The sequence below is a fragment of the Streptomyces sp. Root1304 genome (genome assembly GCF_001426405.1).
Lineage (GTDB): Bacteria > Actinomycetota > Actinomycetes > Streptomycetales > Streptomycetaceae > Streptomyces.
This window is the reverse complement of record NZ_LMEP01000003.1, coordinates 179,329-197,173: the sequence shown is the minus strand read 5'-3', so window position 1 is coordinate 197,173 and position 17,845 is coordinate 179,329. Positions and strand designations below refer to the sequence as shown.

The window sequence follows — 17,845 nt, the reverse complement described above, 5'->3', positions numbered from 1 at the left end:
GCACCACCGCTCGAAACGCGCCACCGGCCCCACCACGGGCCGGGGCCCCGCGCCTTGGGATGGGCGCGGGGCCCCGGCTCCCTCCCCGACCGACCTCAGCTGCGAGGCCTCCATGACCACCGATCCGCCGCCCGAGCCGACACCCGAGCCCGCGCCCGGGGCCGCCCCGGCCGCTTCCTCCGAGCCCACCGACCCGGCCGCGCCGGTCGCCGGCCCTCCCGGGCGTCCGCGAGGCGCGCGCGCCGCCTTCCGGCAGTGGCGGCGCACCCGGCCGTTCTGGGCCGCCGTCTGGACCGGGCTCGGCGGTTTCGTCATCTTCTTCCTGCCGATGGCCCCCCTCGGCAAGATCCTCCAGGTGGGCGTGGGAGGGATCGCGGGCATGGCCGGCGGTGTCGTCCTGATGGCGATGGCCCTGCTCGTCCTGCTGATGCCGAGCCAGCGGCACACCGCAGGGGTCATCGCGGTGATCGCGGGCGTCGCCTCGTTCCCGCTGTCGAACCTCGGCGGCCTCTTCGTGGGGATGATCCTCTCCGTCCTCGGAGGGTCCATGGCCTTCGCCTGGCTGCCCGAGAAGCCCGGCAAGCGGCGCGGCGGCCTCCTGCGCCGCACCCGGCCCGCCACCGGGACCGCCGCTCCCGCCGCCTCCCTGGGGAGTGGAACCGTATGACCACGAACCCTTCCCGGATCCGGCGCCTCGGCCCGTCCCTCGCCCGGATGCGGAGCACGGGCGCCCGGGCCGCCGCCGACTGGAACTCCCGGATGCTCGCCGAGGCGGCCGACGGCACCCGGCGCGGCACCCGTTGGGGGCGCGGCGCCTTCGCCTTCGTCCCCTCGGTCCTCGCCGTCGGGGCCCTCGGCACCGCGCTCGCGCAGGGCGCCCTGGCCGCCAACTTCAGCGTCGCCGGACAGCCGTTCACCCTGACGTCCAACGGCGTCGAGGGCACGGGCTTCGGCGCCATCGTCAACACGCCCTCCGTGGGCCGCCCGGACGGCACCACGAGCACCGACACGGCCATGGCGCGCGTCGGGTTCGCGAGTGCCGGACTCGCCGGACTGTGCGGGATCGTCCACCAGACGATCGCCGGAGTGCCGTACTCGCTGCTCCTGACCGGCGGCCAGAAGGTGACGGCGGCCCCGCCGACGGACTTCACCACCGACATCGACGCGTCGAACCTCTACATCCAGGCCACCGAACTCCAGGCGTACGGACCCACCACGCTCCAGAACGCGGTGCTCGGCCAGTCCGCCGACCAGGTCACCGTGGCCGGAAAGCCCCTCACCGGCGCGCTGCCCGGCGGGTTCGGACTCGGCTCGGCCGGCGGCGAGGGCGGCAGCTCCATCCGGCTGCACGGACTCAATGCCACCGCCTACGACGCCGAGATGGCCGGAGCGCTGGTCCTGCCCGACCTGAAGATCAGGGTCGTGCCCGGACAGGCCACCACGTGCTGAGCCGGCTGAGGACCGGGTACGTGTGGTTCCGGGCGTTCCGGCGCACGCGGCCGTTCTGGGGCGGGGTGTGGCTCGTCGCCGGAGGGTGGACCGTCCTGAAGTTCTCGCTCAGCTCGCTCCAGCTGATCGTGAGCACCGGATTCGGGGGAGTGGCCGGATATCTCGTGGGCGGCGGCATGATCCTCTGCGGCCTCATCCCGCTCGCGCTCCCCGCCCAGCGCTACACCTTCGGGCTCATCGGCGTCGTCCTCGCCGTCGTCTCGCTCGTCGTCTCCAACCTCGGCGGCTTCCTCCTCGGCATGGCGCTCGGCATCCTCGGCGGCTCCATGATGGTGGGCTGGGGCGCCAGACGGCCGCGGGGCCGCCCGGCGACGGTCGAGGTGGAGGTATGAGCGCGGCGACACGGCCGCGGGGGACGGCGGCCCGGCTCCGGAACGCCGCCGGCCGGCGCCCTCGTACGGCGGTCCGGACCCGGAACGCCCGGCACCCCCGTACGGCCGTCCCGGTGCGCGGGGCCCGGCACAAGGCGGTCGCCGTGGCCACCGCCCTCGTCCTCGCGGTCGGCACGGCCGTCTGGTCGGGGCAGCCGAGCAGCGCCTCCGGCAGGGCGGCCGAGGCGCCGACACCGCTGGGCGCGCCCTTCCTGCCCTCCCCGGACCCGCTGCACGTCACCATCGCGAGCATGGTCGCCGTCTCCATGAGCGTCCAGAAGAACGTCACCATACGGCTTTCCGACGGCACCACACGGGTGACCACCCAGTACACCTTCACCAAGCTCAAGATCCGCTCGCACATGAACGTGACCCAGCGGGCGAACGGACACACCGTCACCATCGACGTCCCCGACGAGGGTTCGCTCGGCGGGTACGACAGCGCCGGCAGGGCCGAGACGACCACGATGTGGGGCAGCATCTCCAACGTCTGCGTCCGCGTGCTCGTCAAGATCTGCGGCGTACAGGGCCTGCTGGACTTCTTCGGCTCCCTCATCCCGCTCACCGCCGGAGCCGAGGACTTCGCCGGCGACATCTACGCGATCCGAACGGTCGACGACCACGCGGCCCTCGACTCCACCGACAACCCCGTCCACCTCCCCGGAACCATCACGGTGACCACGCCATGAGCCCCGACCGCCGTCCCCCGGAGGGACGCACCCACTGGCGCCGCTCCCTCCTCGTCGCCCTCCCCGCCCTCCTGGCGGCCGGCGGGCTCGGCTCCGCGATGGCGAGCGGCGCCCTCGCCGTCGGCCTCCGGATCCAGGACCGGCCCGTCGACTTCACCACCAGCAGCCTGTACGGGACCCAGTACGGCGCCGCCGTCGTCGACCAGACGGTCGTACGGCCCGACGGCTCCACCGGCACGGTACGGGTGCTCCGCATGGGGTTCGCGGACGGCATGATCAACGGACTGTGCCTCAGCCAGCGGCAGCAGATCGCGGGAGCCACGTACACGCTGCTCCTCACCCTCGGCGACGACAACCCGGGCTCCTGGGAGATCCGGACGAAGAACACCGTCCTCGACCTCAAGAACGCCACCGGCGTCCTCGACATGGACGGGGTCGTCGACCTCAACACCAACGGCGCCGACGTGAAGACCGTCAAGGACACCACCGGGGCGTACGTCACCAACCCGCTGAACAGTCCGCAGCACCGCTTCGGCATCCAGGCGCGGTACGCCAAGTTCGACCGGATCGTCGGAACCGCCCAGGACTTCCAGATCCCCGGCCTCCTCACCACCCCGAAGCTCAGCCTCTCGGTACGTCCGGGCACGGTCGCCTGCCCGGCCCCGGCGGCACCCACGGGGACACCCGGAACGCCGTGAGCGCCGTGACCGCCGGGTCCGCGCCGAGCACCGCGACCGGCGCGTCCGCGGCGCGAACTCCCCGGCGGGCGGGGCCCGTACCGCACCGTCACCCGGACCTGGCAGACTGCGGGCCTCACGGCCGCCTCCCCCCACGCGTGAGCCGACCGCTCGACCGGGGGAGCGGCAAGCGACTCCTGGAGGCCTCCATGGCGCAGCGGCCCGGACACGCGGCCCACCCGAGCGGGTGCCCCCGCCCACGACCACCCCGGCGGTGCCGGAGCGGGACGGGCGCCCGATGACGCTGTGCCGCACCCGTCGTGCCGACCCCGACGCGTTCCTCGTCCGCAGCGCGCCCGCCGGAGCCGCCGCGCCGGCCGCCGCCGTCCTGCTGCTGCACGGCGGCCGCGCCGACGGCCCCGAGCCGCCGCCCGCCGTCAACCTCCCCGCGCTGCGCATGCGGCCCTTCGCCGCCGCCGTCTCCCGCGCGGTCCGGGGCCGGGACGTGCTGATCGCCGAGGTCCGCTACCGCCACCGGGGCTGGAACGGCGCGAGAGCCGACGCCGCCCGGGACGCCGAGGCCGCGCTCCTGCGGCTGCGCGAACTGGCCGGGCCCGTGCCCGTCGTCCTCCTCGGCCACTCGATGGGCGGTCGCGCCGCCCTCCGCGCCGCGGGCGCCCCCGCCGTCCGGGGCGTCGTCGCCCTCGCGCCCTGGTGCCCGACCGACGAGCCCGTGGACCACCTCGGCGGCCGGCGTCTCTATCTGCTCCACGACGAGGCCGACCGCGTCACCTCGGCCCGCGCCTCCTGGGACTTCGTCCGCAGGGCGCGGGCGGCGGGCGCGGACGCCGCGGGCATCCCGATGCCGACGGGAGGCCACGCGATGCTGCGCGGCGCCCACCTCTGGCACCGCCGCGCCGCCGAACTCACGGCGGCGCTGCTGTCTCACGGCTGAGGCGGCGCGGGGGAGTCGGGCGGGGGCGGCGGGTCGAGCGGCCGCCCGTGAGCGGCTCTGAGGGTCGGGCGACCGCGTGCCGGGTGAGGCGGCGCCCGCCTCAGGCCGCGAGCAGCCCCGCGCAGGCCTCCCGGGTCGCCGCGTGGACCGCGCGGGCGAGCCGGGCGCCCCACAGCGAGCGGGGGCCGGCGAAGGGCTCGGCGGCGCTGCCGGGGGCGGCCGTGGGCGCCGCCACGCACACCGCGTCCGTGGGCGTACCGGAGGCGTCGGCGCCCAGCTCGACGAGGGCCTGCACCTTCGCCTCGGTGGCGGTGGCGACCGCGTTGACGAGGGCCGCGTCGGTGAGGGGCACGGGCAGCGACACGATGATGTTGATCGTCCCGGGCCGAGGCACCGCGACACCGCCGGTCCCGGGCGCCGCCGCCCAGCCCCGTACCCCGATCCCCGCGGTCACCACGGCCCGCACCCCGCCGTCCGCCGCGTGACGGTGGTCCGCGACGGAGGCCGCCGTCATCAGACCCACGCCCGCCCCTTCGAGCCCTGCTCCGGCGGCCAGTTCGCGCAGATGGGCCACCGGGTCGAGGCGGTCGTAGCCGGGCGGGACCTGGGCGTTGAGGACCCACGCGCGCGTACCGATGCCCCCGCCGAGCACCGCGCTCGACACCATGCGGACGCCGGGCCCGGGCACCCACACCAGGAGCGGCCAGTCACGGCCCCCCTCGGTGTGCGTGAGGAGAGCCGCGTCGGCGAGGGAAGTGCTGGTCAGAAGGGATCGCGAAGGCACTCGCCCACCCTAGGGGGTGGTGGAGGAGGGGCCGCGACCGGCTCTGTGACCAGCGTCACGCGTCCCCGCCGTGATGTCCCGGCCCCCGCATCCGCTTGATCATCCGGCGAACGACGCCGCTACGAAGGGGAAGGGTGATCACGCATGGAGTGCGAGAACCTGACGGTGTCCGCGGCCGACATGGAGGGTCACGCGGCCGCGTTCGTGGAACGCGCCACCGCGAGGGCACGGCTTCCGCTGGACTACAGCGCGGACAGTCTCCGCGTCGTCGACCGGCTCGTCGACGGACTGAGACGCGGCGGCGCCGGCCGGGAGGAGGTCGCGGGACCGCTGCTGGCGATCGGGGCGTACGTCGGCGAGGTACTGGTCCGCGAGGCCGGGGCGGTCTGGGTGGACCTTCCGCCGGACCACCTGCTCCGTACCGTCTTCGCCCACCCCGTCGGCTCGCGCATGCCGGACGGCCGGGTGTGGAACCCGCTGGGCCGGACGGTGAACCGCTTCGAGATCGGACCGGGGGAGTCCCTGCAGACGTACTTCCTCACCCTCCACGGGCGGCGTCCGCCGCACACCCGCAGGCGGCGGGTCTGCGCGCCCGACGGCCGTGTCGCGGGCCGATGCTGACGGTCTGACAGGATGGCCGTGTTCCGGTCCGAAGGCGGCGGCCGGAGGCCGACGAACGCACGGGCTGTGAAGAGGATCGCGTGGACGAGGGGACGGGGCACACGCCCACCACCGCACGCGACGCGGAACTCGCCTCGGCCGTCGCGCGCGCCCAGCGGGGCGACGAGGAGGCGTTCGCGTACGCCTACCGCGCCGTCTACCCGGGACTGCTCGGCTACCTCCGGGGCATCGTCGGGGAGGACGCCGAGGACGTCGCCTCCGAGGCGTGGCTCGAGATAGCCCGCGACCTCGGCCGCTTCCGGGGCGACGCCGCGGGGTTCCGGGGCTGGACCGCGACCATCGCCAGGCACCGGGCCCTCGACCATCTGCGCCGGGCGCGGTCCCGGCCCCGCCCGGCCCTGCTCGTACAGGACGCGCTCGAACTGCCCTCCTCCGCCGACACGGCGGGGGAGGCGTTGGAGGTCCTCTCGACCGAGCGGGCGGTCGCGCTGGTCATGGGCCTGCCGCCCGAGCAGGCCGAGGCCGTGCTGCTCCGGGTCGTCGTCGGCCTCGACGGGCCGACCGCCGCCCGGGTTCTGGGCAAGCGCCCCGGTGCGGTACGTTCCGCCGCGCACCGGGGACTCAAGCGGCTGGCCCGGGAACTCGGGGGAAGAGGGAGGTGACGCGATGACGTCCGACGAGCGCGGACACGACGGTCTGGAGGAGGCCCTGCGGGCCGCGCTGCGGAGCGAGAGCACCGCGCGGCCCGATCCGGGAGTTCGACCCGATCCGGCCGTTCGGGCCGAACGGCCGGGCGGGGCCGGTGACATCACGGGCGCCGGGGCCGTCGTCGGCCCCGAGGGCCTCGGCGCGCCCAGCGCCTCCGGTGCCCCCGGCGCCCTCGGGGGTGAGGCGGCCGCGCTCGCCGCCTTCCGTGCCGCGCGCGACGCCGGTCTGCACGGGACCCGGCCGACGCGCCGCCGCGACGACTGGGCCCCCGGTGGCGTACGGCGGATCCGCCGGCGCTCCCTGCGGACGACCCTCGCCGCGCTCCTCGCGAGCGTGACGCTCGGCGGGGTGGCCATCGCCGCCGTGGACCTGCCCCGTCGCTTCGACGACGAGCCCGCTTCCGTACCGTCGACGCCCGTTCCCGCGTACGACGGGGGGACCGTCAAGCCCTCCGGCGGTACGACTCCGTCCGACGCGACGCCCGCACCCGCGAGTTCGGCGGGTCGGCCCGCGCCCCTTCCGGCCGTCGAAGGACGGGACCCGTGTCACGGACGGGCGGCGGAGAAGGCGGCGAAGGGCAGGACCGAGGCCGAGGCGAAGGGCGGGCCGCCGAAGACCGCGCCCTGCCACGAGCAGGGGCGCGGGCACGTTCCCGCGTACCCGGGCCAGGGCGACGGACCGGGCAAGGGGCCGACAGGAGCCCCGGGTTCCGCACCGGGAGGCGCGCGGAAGGCAGTGCCGAAGGCCGTGCCGGGCGCCGAACTCCGCCCCGTACCCGGGCACATCGCGGAGAAGGCCGCCCGTGGCCCCCAGCAGGCCCTGAACCGGGCGCACGTCGAGACACATGCGCAACACATCCCCTTCACCTAAGGCGAATTGGATGACGATTCGCCCTCATATCCGCGGGATCGGTCCGGTTCCAGGACGAACGAGGGCCACGCGCCGCGGGTCCGGGCCCGCCCCGGCCACTCCCACTGCAGCCACGCACCGCGCGAGGTCCGCAGGGGCTGAGGCCGGCCCCGGCCCGCGTATCCCTCGTCCGTGATCACCCCCGGTTACGATGCACCTTCCAAGGAAGAGATGGGTGGCCTGGGAAAGTGCTCACAGAGGTAGTCGCGACCCGCTACGTCACGCCCCTGCGTGAGGGCGGCTCGCTCCCCGGGATCGTCGAGGCCGACGACTACGGGACATACGTCATGAAGTTGTCTACCTGGTGGCGCTGACCTGCATCGATGCGGCTGTGCCCACCCCTGACCTGCGCGGATAGATCTTTCAGCGTCTTTCGGGATCGTGCTGCGTTACGCGGCCGATCCTCCCCACGCGCTCCCCAGGCCCGTCGATACTCCCCAGATTCTCCCCAAGGAGTGCCGTTGCGGCGGGCTGTGGTGGCACGGCGAGGTCGACCCGTCGGAGGCGCCGTCAAAGGCATGCTGAGTCACCGTCTGTAGGGCAGCGCCGAAGCGCCGGGAGGGTGAGCGCAAGGCGTTGGCCGGAGTGCTCCTGCCCGGCCCGCGGGCTTGTCGTCGACGCTTTTCCGACGCCCCAAGAAGCCCCGTGATGTTGGTGGTCACGGGCGGTAGACCAGTTCCAGGATGACGGCTGCGATGAGTTGCCACGCGCCGACGGCGAGCAGCCACATGCTGTCGAGGGCCAGCCCGACGGCGCTCGTGAGGGATGCGCCGACGAAGAGCGTGCGGGAGAGGCGGCGCACGCGGTGGTCGGAGGGCAGGCGTCCGTCATGTGGGCTCATGGGGCGCACTGTAGGTCTGCGGTCGGGCAGGACTGCCGATGCCCGGGAAGTCTTCACACCACCCTGATGCCCCCGTGCTGGGTGGAGGCGGGCGTCAAGGAGTTGTCAGGGGAAGGAGGGGTGGTGCCAAGAACGCGCCAGGAAGGGCGGACAGGGCCGGGAGGCGGGCGGAAGCTGAGCGGAGCCCGATCCGAAGGAGTCCGTCCGCATGATCACCGTGACCGCTGAGAAGGGCGCCGTACCCGGCGCCGAGGAACCGCCCGATACCGGCGCGCGCCACAAGCTGACCGCTGTCACCGGGCTCGCGGCCCTGTCCCTGGACGCGATGGCGTCGGTGGCGTACGGGCCCGAGGCCATCGTGCTGGTCCTCGCGGCCGCCGGCGGGCACGGGCTGGGGTTCACGCTGCCGGTGACGCTCGCCATCGCGGGGCTGCTCGCGGTGCTGGTCTTCTCGTACCGGCAGGTCATCGCCGCGTTCCCGGACGGCGGTGGTTCCTACGCCGTGGCGAAGGCGCACCTGGGGCGGCGTACGAGCCTGGTTGCGGCCGGTTCGCTGGTCCTCGACTACGTCCTGAACGTGGCCGTGGCCGTCACCGCCGGCGTGGCCGCGCTGACGTCCGCCTTCCCGGGCCTGTACGGCGACCGGCTGGTGATCTGCCTCGGTGTCCTGGTGCTCATCACGGCGGTGAACCTGCGCGGGATCGTCGACTCGGCCCGCGCCTTCATCGTCCCCACCGCCGTCTTCGTCGGAGCGATCCTCGTCGTGATCGCCGTCGGCCTGTTCCGCGACGCTCCCGCCTCCACCGCGGCCTCCGACGGACACGCCTCCGTCCTTGCCGACAACGCCACCACCGTCGGCGCCCTGCTCCTCCTCAAGGCGTTCGCCTCCGGCTGCTCCGCGCTGACCGGTGTGGAGGCGATAGCCAACGCGGTGCCGTCCTTCCGGGCACCGGCCGCCCGCCGGGCGATGCGCGCGGAGGTGGCGCTCGGCGGGCTGCTGGGTGTGATGCTGATCGGCCTTGCGGTGCTGATCTCCCGTTTCGGGCTCCAGCCGGTGGAGGGCGTCACCGTCCTCGCCCAGCTCACCGACGCCTCGCTCGGCCACAACGGGGCCTTCTACGTCGTCCAGTTCGCGACCATGGTGCTGTTGGCGCTCTCGGCCAACACGTCCTTCGGCGGTCTGCCCGTCCTACTGAAGCTGCTGGCCCGTGACAACTACGCGCCGCACGTGTTCGGCCTGAAGGCGGACCGGCAGGTGCACCGGCACGGCGTGGTGTGGCTGGCGGTGGTGTCGGCGGCGCTGCTGGTCTTCTCCGGAGGTGACACCAACACATTGGTGCCGCTCTTCGCGATCGGTGTGTTCGTCGGCTTCACGATCGCCCAGACCGGCATGGTCCTGCACTGGCGGGCCACCCGGCAGTGGGGCAAAGCGCTCCTCAACGGGCTCGGCGCCGTTCTGACCGGTGTCTCGGCGGTCGTCGTCACCGCCACCAAGTTCCACGACGGGGCCTGGCTGATCGTGATCGCCCTGCCTGCGCTCGTCCTCGCCTTCGAGACCGTCCACCGCGCGTACGGGCGGATCGGCGAGCGCCTCGGCGTGGGCAGGATCCCGGAGCCGCCGCATCGTGAGCGCTCCCTGGTCCTGGTCCCCGTCTCCTCGCTCACCCGGCTCACCAGCGAGGCCCTCACCACCGCGGTCTCCCTCGGCGACGAGGTCCGCGCGGTGACCGTCTGCCATCCGGACCCCGAGGACCTCGCGGCCACCGAGGCCCTGGAGCGTGACTGGGCACTGTGGAACCCGGGCGTCCAGCTCGTCCGGCTCCCGTTCGAACGCCGCTCGCTCGGCCGGCCCATCAGCGCCTACGTCCGCGCACTGCGCGACGCCGATCCAGGAACCCGTATCACCGTCCTGATTCCCGAGGCCGAACCCGAGAGCCTGTGGCAGCGACTGCTCCAGAACCAGCGCGGCGCCGTCGTCGCCCACGCCGTACGCCGGGACACCGACGCCGTGATCTGCCGACTGAGGTTCCGGCTCCGGGATCGTTAGCGGGCTTGATCGTGTCCGCCGTGCCTCCGACGCGGACATGCCGCCGGATATGGCCCCCGTCGCCACGGGAGTTCAGGACGGGCCGCGTCACCAGGGCCAATGGGCGGCCGCCTGGTCAGCCGACGTGGACGCGGGGGCGGCGGTCGCGGTCGGACTCGGCCTCGCGGAGGATCTCGCGGGTGACGGGGGCGATCTCGCCCTGACCGAAGAGGAAGAATCGCAGGAAGTTGGCGAACGGGTTGCCCTCGGTCCACTCGAAGTAGACGTGCGGGCGGACGCCGGTCATGTCCCGGGCGTGGAGCAGGAGGGCCGCGAGGGCGTTGGGGACGGAGGAGGACTCGACGGTGAGCACGCGGTAGCGGTTGTGCATGACCTCGCCGCGGACGGTGAGGCCGGCCTCGAACTCGGACGGGTCGGTGATCTTCACCTCGATGAAGACGAAGTCCTCGGTGCCGGGCAGGTCGTTGTCGGCGCGGATCTGGTCCTTCTTCGCCCGGTACTCTTCCGCGTCGCGGTTGTCCGGCTCGTTGGCGATGAACCGCGGGGTTCGGCTGGCGATGTCGCGGATGAAGCGCTCGGCCATGTCGTCGAGTTCGACGTGGGTGACGCGCAGCTCGAAGGCGCGGCCGAGCCGGGAGAGGAGGGAGATGAGGATGATGCCGGCGATGAAGCAGGCGCCGATCTTCACGCCGTCCGGGCGCTCGATGACGTTGACGACCGTCGTGTAGAGGAAGACAACGGAGATGATCCCGAACCCGATCGTCCAGCCGCGCTGCCCTGCCTTGCGGGCCGCGATGGTGACGGCGATGGCGGCCGAGCAGATCAGGACGAGGACGCCGGTGGCGTAGGCGCCGCCCTGGGCGTCGACGTCGGCGTCGAAGATCCAGGTCACCAGGAAGGCGACGAGGGTGAAGACGATGACCATGGGGCGCACGGCCCGGGCCCAGTGCGGGGCCATGCCGTACTTGGGCAGGTAGCGCGGCATCAGGTTGAGCAGGCCGGCCATGGCGGAGGCGCCCGCGAACCAGAGGATGAGGATCGTGGAGACGTCGTAGACGGTGCCGAAGGCGTTGCCCAGGTACTCATGGGCGAGGTAGGCCAGCGCGCGACCATTGGCTTTGCCACCGGACTCAAACTCCTCGTGGGGGATGAGGACGGTGGTGATGAAACTGGTGCAGATCAGGAAGACGCTCATGATCAGCGCGGCGGTGGTGAGGAGCTTCTTGGTGTCCCGGATGCGGCCGGTGGGCCTCGCCTCTGTGTCGCCGGGGTCGCCCTTCACATGCGGCATGACGGCGACGCCGGTCTCGAAGCCGGACAGGCCGAGGGCGAGCTTGGGGAAGACGATCAGCGCGACGCCGATCATCACAAAGACGTTGCCGTGTTCCTGGGTGAGGGCCGCCGTCCAGTCGGTGATGACATGGCCCTCGGTGATCACCTGCCACAGACCCATGACCACGACGACCACGTTCAGCGCCAGGTAGATGCCCACCAGGGCCACGGCGACGCCGATCGCCTCCAGGAACCCCTTGAGGAAGACCGCGCCGAGCAGCGCGATCAGGATCATCGTGATCAGCACCTGCTTGTCGTGCAGCGCCGATTCCAAGTGGGGGTTCTCCACCAGGTGGGTGGAGGCGTCGGCCGCCGACAGCGTGATCGTGATGAGGAAGTCGGTCGCCGCGAAGCCCAGCAGGGTGAGGACGAACAGCTTGCCCTTCCAGAACGACAGCAGCCGCGACAGCATCGCGATCGAGCCCTCCCCGTGCGGGGACTCCTCCGCCACGCGCCGGTAGACCGGCAGCGCGCCGGCCAGCGTGACGATCACGAGCACGATCGTCGCGACGGGGGAGAGCAGGCCGGCGGCGAGGGCGGCGATGCCGGGCTGGTAGCCGAGGGTGGAGAAGTAGTCGACGCCGGTCAGGCACATCACCCGCCACCAGGGCTGACCCTTGTGCCCGGCGTCCGGATCCGTTTCCTTCGGACGCGAGGGTTTGCCCTTGCCCATGTCGGACAGCCCCTCCAGCATCCACGCGCGCAGCCTGCCGCCGCGCGTCTCGTCCGTGGTGGCCATGGGGGTACTCCTGAAGTCTGCTCGATGATCGGTTCTCGGCCGCTGGTCGCGCGGCCGAGCCAGCGTAAGCAGCATGTGCGGAGGCACACCCGGCGGGCGCGTCAGGGAACCGTCAAGATCCGCCGGTAGGGCGTCACCTTCCTCACATCGGCCGCAGCCTTGATACGTACCAGGTGCGTGCGAGGGGCCACTGCGGAGGCCGACGATGCGTATGCCGTTCCGGGACGCGGCCGCTCTGGCGGCTGCGGTTCTCGCACCCTTCCTGGCGGCTCTCGCCTTGGTACCGTCGCGTACGAGCGTCACGCCGACCAACCTCGCGCTCCTGCTGGTCGTGGTGGTCGTCGCCGTCGCCGCCCTGGGCAACCGGTGGGCGGGAGCGCTGGCCGCACTGTCGGCGGCGGCCTGGTTCGACTTCTTCCATACGGAGCCCTACCAGAGCTTCCACATCGAGGATCGGGCCGACGTCGAGACGGCGGTCCTGCTGCTCCTCGTCGGCCTCGTCGTCTCCCAGCTCGCCGCCCGCGCTCGCGTGATGGGGTCGGTCGCCGTGACCGACGCGGAGCGACTGGAGCGACTGCACCGTACGTTCCGGCGGGTGCTGTCGGGCGGCGGTACGGCGTCCGAGCTGGTCGACCGGATCAGGCGGGACCTCGTGGAGGTCCTGGAGCTGCGGGAATGCCGGTTCACCACCGCCGTGGAGCCCGACGGGACCCCGCCGCCTCGCCTCAGGGCGGACGGTTCGGTACGCGTGGAGGGCTGGATCTGGGACCTGGACCGGCAGGGGTGGCCGGAAGGTGAAATGGAGCTGCCGGCGGTGGCGGGCGGCCGAGTCCTGGGGCGCTTTCTCCTGACGCCGGAGCACGGGGCCGTACCGGCCTCGGCGGAGGCGCGGCTCGTCGCCGTCGACCTGGCGGGCCTCGCCGCGCTCGTGCTCGAAGGCGACGAGCGGCCGTCACAGACCGGAGATCTTGAGGACGGACCGGGCCGTCTCGGCGTGGACGTGTAGGGCGAGCCGCGCGAGGTCGGCCGAGCCGTGGTCCAGGGTGCCGCGCTCGCGGGAGGCGCGGGCGTCGGCTTCGAGCCGCAGCCACAGGGCGGGGTTGACGAGCAGGACGCGGAGATCGATCTCGGCCCGTCCTCCGTCCTCGTCCCGCAGGGAGAGGCGCCCTGCTGTGTCCGCCGGCCAGACGGCCGCCGCGAGCCGGTCGGTGCGCACGGTCCTGGTGGCCCACAGCCCCTGGACCGTCAGCAGGCCCGGGGCCGCGCTCACCCGGGCGGGCAGCAGGACCACCAGCAGGAGCGCGGACAGGGCGATGCAGCCCAGACTCCCGAGCAGGGTCGGGCCGTGGACACCGGCGTCGACGATCAGCGCGACGCCGAGCAGGAGGCCCGAGCAGATGAGGGCGGCCCGGGCCTCACCGGGCCATCCGGCGTCGTGCAGCACGTCGGAGGAGGGGCGGGGGGAGGGGAACGGGGGCTGCATGCCGCTGACGCTAGGACCACGGGCGGTACGCGTCCGGCTGAGGCTACGCGCTGTTTACGCGGCGGCCCGCAGATTTGACGTGCCGCTGACGGTGGCCGGTCCGGTGGTGTGGTGGACGTACTCGCGGTGGAGTCGGAAGCCGGCCGTCCACGCGAGCAGGCGGCTGGCCCGGTTCTCGCGGGAACAGCTCCAGGTGGCGGTCCGGCCGCGGGCGGCGATGTCGGCGGTCAGACCCGTGACGCAGGCGAGGGCGAGGTGCTGTCGCCGCGCGCCGGGGTCGGTTGCGCAGGCCACGTCCTCGTACCGGCTGCCTGTGAACCGCGCGCAGGCCACGGCCAGGACGCGGCCCTTGCGGAAGGCGGCCCAGCCGTGTCCGGACCGGGCGAGTCCCTCGGCGCCGCCCCATGTCGCGAAAGTCCAGCCGAGGGCGAGACCGGCGGCGGCGAGCGCCGGACCGTCTTCCGTACGCAGGCGGCGGACGACCGTGCCGCGGGGGAGGCGGGGGGTGGCCGGATCGGTCTGGTGGAGGTAGAGCATGCGGTCCCACGGCTGGAGGAGGTCGAAGGCGGCTGTGAGGACGGGCAGGAAACGGGCGGCCGCCTCGATGCGGTGACCGGCCAGCGGGGACAGGTCGGCCGGGGCGAGGGCGGTCGGGTCGCCGGCCAGGAGGGCGTGGCGTCCGCTGGTGACGGCGACGGCACGGGGCCGGACGGGCCGGTCGGTCCACCAGGTGCCGTGACCGGTGGTGAGGACGTGCTCGGCCAGCGTCGCCGTGCCGGGCGCGCCGACGGGGAAGGAGCGTGCGCAGGCCGGGGGCTGGTGGGCGGGGTGGGGGATCAGCACGGGGAACCTCCGCGGGTACGAGTGTGGGGCGGCCCGCCGTCTTGGTGGACCGCCCCGGGCGGCTGGGTCAGCTCTGGCCGGCCTTGCGGCCGTGGTTCGCCTTCTTCTTGCGGCGGGCCTTCTTCTTGCGGGCGCGCTTCGACATGTTCCGGCCCCTCTTCAGGCGCTCTGGCCGACGAGGAGGTCGGCGAGCTTCGTGAGCCGCTTGACCGTGCGGGGCTCGGTCGCGACCGGTGCCGGGGTCACGCACTGGTCGCGGTCGTAGTAGGCGCCGTTGACGATCTCGGTGGCCGGGTCGCAGAGGCGTACGACGTGGGCGGCGCCCTCGGCCGGGGCGGTGCCCTCGTGCGCGTACAGGGGCAGGAGGCTGGTGGCGCAGATGCCGGGGTGGACGGAGACGGCGGTGACGCGCGGGTCGGCGGCGAAGACGGTGAGGGCCAGCTGCGACTGGGCGTAGGCGGCGAGGCGGGAGTAGCGGCGGACGCGGTTGGGGTCGTTCCACTGGATCGAGCCGGTGCGGTGGAGCACGGAGGAGACGTTGACGACACGGCCGCCGGGCTCGCTGGTGAGGGCGGGTTCGAGGAGGTGGGTGAGGAGGTAGTGGGCGAGGAAGTTGACCTGGAAGGCGATCTCGTTGCCGTCGGCGGTGACGGTGTGGCGTTCGGGTGCGGCCATGCCGGCGTTGTTGACGAGCACGTCGAGGCGCGGGTGCTCGGCCAGGACGCGGTGCGCGAGGCGCTCGACCTCCTCCAGGCGGGTGAAGTCCGCGCCGAGCGGGCGCAGGCGGGTTTCGTCGATGTCGGCCAGGGTGATCAGCCGGTCGGTGGCGGCGTGCGCCTCCTCGGTGGTGCGGCCGTGGACGAGGACGGTGGCGCCGCGCTCGGCTAGGAGCCGGGCCGTCTGGTGGCCGATGCCGGAGGTGGCGCCGGTCACCAGAACGGTGCGGGAGGAAAGGTCGGAAACGGACATGACTGGTCAGTCCCTTACGGGTGTCGTGTGTGTACGGGTACGAAGAAGGGGCGCCGGACGGAAAGAGGTCACGACGCCCCGGGGACGAGCCGGAGAGGATCAGCGCAGTGCTGCGGTCTCCGGGCAGCGGGGCTCACGACGGGGCGCCCGATGGGGCGGCCGGTCGAGCAGGAGCCACGTGCTGTCCATGCGTTCCATCGAAGCGGAGCGGCCGGCCGTCCTCAAGCCGGACGGGCTTTCCCTGACGGCCTTCTGACGGGAATTCACCCGAGACCGGGGATCGCCGAGACGAGAAGGTCGATGACCTTGATGCCGACGAAGGGGAGGGCGAGGCCGCCGAGTCCGTACACCAGCAGGTTGCGGCGCAGCAGGTCGTGCGCGGACGCCGGGGTGTAGCGGACGCCGCGCAGGGCGAGCGGGATCAGGGCCACGATGATCAGGGCGTTGAAGACGATCGCCGAGGTGATCGCCGAGGTCGGGCTGTGCAGTCCCATGATGTTCAGGGCTTCGAGGCCGGGATGGGCGCCCGCGAACATCGCGGGGATGATCGCGAAGTACTTCGCGACGTCGTTCGTGATGGAGAAGGTGGTCAGGGCTCCGCGGGTGATGAGGAGTTGTTTGCCGATCTCGACGATCTCGATGAGCTTGGTCGGGTTGGAGTCGAGGTCGACCATGTTGCCGGCCTCCTTGGCGGCCGACGTGCCGGTGTTCATCGCCACGCCGACGTCGGCCTGGGCGAGCGCGGGGGCGTCGTTGGTGCCGTCGCCGGTCATCGCGACGAGTTTGCCGCCGGCCTGCTCGCGTTTGATGAGGGCCATCTTGTCCTCGGGGGTGGCCTCGGCGAGGAAGTCGTCGACCCCGGCCTCGTGGGCGATGGCCCGGGCCGTGAGCGGGTTGTCGCCGGTGACCATGACGGTACGGATCCCCATGCGGCGCAGCTCGGCGAACCGTTCCCTGATGCCGTCCTTCACGACGTCCTTGAGGTGGACGATCCCCAGGACCCGGGGCCCGTCGGCGTCGTGGACCGCCACCAGGAGGGGAGTCCCGCCGGCGTCAGCGATCGCGTCGGACCACGTGCGGGCCTCGGGCGGCACCGTGCCCCCGTACATCTCCACCCAGGCCACGACCTGGGCCGCGGCCCCCTTGCGGATGTGGCAGGCGCCGCCGTCCCAGCGCAGGTCGAGCCCGCTCATCCGCGTCTGCGCGCTGAACTCGACGAACCGGGGGTTCGCCAACTCGCGCTCGGCGGGCGCCTCCAGGCCGTACTGGCGCCGGGCGAGCGCGGCGACGGACCGGCCCTCGGGGGTCTCGTCGGCGAGGGAGGAGAGCTGGGCGGCGTCGGCGAGGAGCGCGGGCTCGACACCGGGGAGCGGGATGAAGGCGGCGGCCTCGCGGTTGCCGAGGGTGATGGTGCCGGTCTTGTCGAGCAGCAGGGTGTTCACGTCGCCGGCCGCCTCCACCGCCCGTCCGGACATGGCGAGGACGTTGCGCTGCACCAACCGGTCCATGCCCGCGATGCCGATCGCCGAGAGCAGCGCGCCGATCGTCGTGGGGATGAGGGTCACCAGGAGGGCGACGAGCACGGTCGTGGACGGGGCGGCGTCCGCGTACCCCGCCATCGGCTTCAGCGCGACGACCACCAGGACGAAGACGACGGTCAGCGCGAAGAGGAGAATGTTGAGGGCGATCTCGTTCGGGGTCTTCTGCCGTTCCGCGCCCTCGATGAGGGCGATCATCCGGTCCATGAAGGAGTGGCCGGGCCGGGCGGTGACCCGTACGACGACCCGGTCCGAGAGCACCGTCGTCCCGCCGGTGACCCCGGAGCGGTCGCCGCCCGCCTCCCGGATCACGGGCGCGGACTCGCCCGTGACGGCGGACTCGTCGACCGAGGCGATCCCGGCGACGACGTCCCCGTCCGCCGGGATCAGCTCGCCCGCCTCGACGAGGACGAAGTCGAACTGCTTGAGGTCGGTCGCGGCCACCGCCTCCGTCGCCGCGCGGTCGACGTCCGTGCCGTATCGCCAGTGCGTGAGCCGCAGCGCGACCGTGTCCGTTCGGGCTCTGCGCAGCGACTCGGCCTGCGCGCGGCCCCGGCCCTCGGCGACGGCCTCCGCCAGGTTCGCGAAGACCACGGTCAGCCAGAGCCAGACGCTGACCGTCCAGGTGAACACGGAGGGGTCGAACAGCGCCGAGAGCGTGGTCAGCGCCGAGCCGACGGCCACCACGAAGAGCACGGGCTTCCGGACGAGGGTGCGCGGGTGCAGCTTGCGCAGGGCTTCGGGGAACGACTTCACGAGCTGCACGGGGTCGAGGAGCCCGCCGTGCCCTGCGCGCCGGCGCCCGGGACGGAAGCGGGGGGCGGGATCGC

General features: G+C 73.0%; 19 protein-coding genes. 12 read left to right on the top strand and 7 right to left on the bottom strand.

All coding sequences use genetic code 11. The features are described 5' to 3' along the window. Positions 1-112 precede the first annotated feature (112 nt). From ASD33_RS35720 to ASD33_RS07685, 6 genes are all read left to right on the top strand, one after another. A complete protein-coding gene (locus ASD33_RS35720) occupies positions 113-667 on the top strand; it encodes a DUF6114 domain-containing protein (protein WP_056555479.1) in 555 nt (184 codons plus the stop codon). Further along, positions 664-1,449, top strand: a complete 786-nt coding sequence (locus tag ASD33_RS07705; protein ID WP_056555476.1) for a DUF6230 family protein — start codon at positions 664-666, stop codon at positions 1,447-1,449. The genes ASD33_RS35720 and ASD33_RS07705 overlap by 4 nt, the downstream gene beginning before the upstream one ends. Continuing rightward, complete coding sequence (locus ASD33_RS07700; RefSeq protein ID WP_056555473.1) at positions 1,443-1,841, top strand: DUF6114 domain-containing protein; 399 nt, start codon at positions 1,443-1,445, stop codon at positions 1,839-1,841. The genes ASD33_RS07705 and ASD33_RS07700 overlap by 7 nt, the downstream gene beginning before the upstream one ends. Next, positions 1,838-2,569 carry a hypothetical protein gene (locus tag ASD33_RS07695; protein WP_242426860.1) on the top strand — a complete coding sequence of 244 codons (732 nt, stop codon included), beginning with the start codon at positions 1,838-1,840 and terminating at the stop codon, positions 2,567-2,569. The genes ASD33_RS07700 and ASD33_RS07695 overlap by 4 nt, the downstream gene beginning before the upstream one ends. Then, positions 2,566-3,267: a DUF6230 family protein gene (locus ASD33_RS07690; protein ID WP_056555469.1), complete on the top strand. Its 702-nt coding sequence runs from the start codon at positions 2,566-2,568 to the stop codon at positions 3,265-3,267. Before ASD33_RS07695 ends, ASD33_RS07690 begins: the two co-directional genes overlap by 4 nt. A 226-nt stretch (positions 3,268-3,493) precedes the next feature. Beyond that, positions 3,494-4,201 carry an alpha/beta fold hydrolase gene (locus ASD33_RS07685; protein WP_347232261.1) on the top strand — a complete coding sequence of 236 codons (708 nt, stop codon included), beginning with the start codon at positions 3,494-3,496 and terminating at the stop codon, positions 4,199-4,201. Positions 4,202-4,301: 100 nt separating this feature from the next. On the opposite strand, the gene ASD33_RS07680 is transcribed toward ASD33_RS07685, so the two are convergent. Next, positions 4,302-4,985, bottom strand: a complete 684-nt coding sequence (locus ASD33_RS07680) for an adenosylcobinamide amidohydrolase (protein ID WP_056555463.1) — start codon at positions 4,983-4,985, stop codon at positions 4,302-4,304. A gap of 144 nt (positions 4,986-5,129) precedes the next feature. Here ASD33_RS07680 and ASD33_RS07675 point away from each other — a divergent pair, with 144 nt between their 5' ends. From ASD33_RS07675 to ASD33_RS36745, 4 genes are all read left to right on the top strand, one after another. Continuing rightward, the gene (locus ASD33_RS07675) at positions 5,130-5,606 is read left to right on the top strand and encodes a hypothetical protein (RefSeq protein ID WP_056555460.1); all 477 of its coding nucleotides are present in this window, start codon (positions 5,130-5,132) and stop codon (positions 5,604-5,606) included. Positions 5,607-5,686: 80 nt separating this feature from the next. Further along, positions 5,687-6,268, top strand: a complete 582-nt coding sequence (locus tag ASD33_RS07670; protein WP_056555457.1) for an RNA polymerase sigma factor — start codon at positions 5,687-5,689, stop codon at positions 6,266-6,268. Positions 6,269-6,272: 4 nt separating this feature from the next. Beyond that, a complete protein-coding gene (locus tag ASD33_RS07665; RefSeq protein WP_056555455.1) occupies positions 6,273-7,184 on the top strand; it encodes a hypothetical protein in 912 nt (303 codons plus the stop codon). 227 nt (positions 7,185-7,411) lie between these two features. Next, the gene (locus tag ASD33_RS36745; RefSeq protein WP_277922081.1) at positions 7,412-7,537 is read left to right on the top strand and encodes a hypothetical protein; all 126 of its coding nucleotides are present in this window, start codon (positions 7,412-7,414) and stop codon (positions 7,535-7,537) included. Positions 7,538-7,881: 344 nt separating this feature from the next. Here the strand turns inward: ASD33_RS36745 and ASD33_RS34890 are convergent, their stop codons facing one another. Beyond that, on the bottom strand, positions 7,882-8,064 hold the full coding sequence (locus ASD33_RS34890; RefSeq protein ID WP_107049206.1) for a hypothetical protein: 183 nt from the start codon (positions 8,062-8,064) through the stop codon (positions 7,882-7,884). Positions 8,065-8,272: 208 nt separating this feature from the next. On the opposite strand from ASD33_RS34890, the gene ASD33_RS07660 reads away from it, so the two are divergent. Next, the gene (locus tag ASD33_RS07660) at positions 8,273-10,111 is read left to right on the top strand and encodes an APC family permease (RefSeq protein ID WP_056555452.1); all 1,839 of its coding nucleotides are present in this window, start codon (positions 8,273-8,275) and stop codon (positions 10,109-10,111) included. 115 nt (positions 10,112-10,226) lie between these two features. Here the strand turns inward: ASD33_RS07660 and ASD33_RS07655 are convergent, their stop codons facing one another. Next, on the bottom strand, positions 10,227-12,182 hold the full coding sequence (locus tag ASD33_RS07655; RefSeq protein ID WP_056555449.1) for an APC family permease: 1,956 nt from the start codon (positions 12,180-12,182) through the stop codon (positions 10,227-10,229). Between the two features lie 205 nt (positions 12,183-12,387). On the opposite strand from ASD33_RS07655, the gene ASD33_RS07650 reads away from it, so the two are divergent. Then, complete coding sequence (locus ASD33_RS07650; RefSeq protein ID WP_079044631.1) at positions 12,388-13,188, top strand: DUF4118 domain-containing protein; 801 nt, start codon at positions 12,388-12,390, stop codon at positions 13,186-13,188. Here the strand turns inward: ASD33_RS07650 and ASD33_RS07645 are convergent. From ASD33_RS07645 to kdpB, 4 genes are all read right to left on the bottom strand, one after another. Further along, positions 13,135-13,665 (bottom strand): hypothetical protein, encoded by a 531-nt coding sequence (locus ASD33_RS07645; protein WP_056555446.1) that lies wholly within the window; start codon positions 13,663-13,665, stop codon positions 13,135-13,137. The genes ASD33_RS07650 and ASD33_RS07645 overlap by 54 nt on opposite strands. A gap of 54 nt (positions 13,666-13,719) precedes the next feature. Continuing rightward, entirely contained in the window at positions 13,720-14,508 is a 789-nt protein-coding gene (locus ASD33_RS07640) for a GNAT family N-acetyltransferase (RefSeq protein ID WP_347232260.1), read from the bottom strand. 159 nt (positions 14,509-14,667) lie between these two features. After that, on the bottom strand, positions 14,668-15,477 hold the full coding sequence (locus tag ASD33_RS07635; protein ID WP_056555443.1) for an SDR family NAD(P)-dependent oxidoreductase: 810 nt from the start codon (positions 15,475-15,477) through the stop codon (positions 14,668-14,670). 263 nt (positions 15,478-15,740) lie between these two features. Continuing rightward, positions 15,741-17,780: a potassium-transporting ATPase subunit KdpB gene (gene kdpB, locus ASD33_RS07630; protein WP_242426859.1), complete on the bottom strand. Its 2,040-nt coding sequence runs from the start codon at positions 17,778-17,780 to the stop codon at positions 15,741-15,743. Between the last annotated feature and the right edge of the window lie 65 nt (positions 17,781-17,845).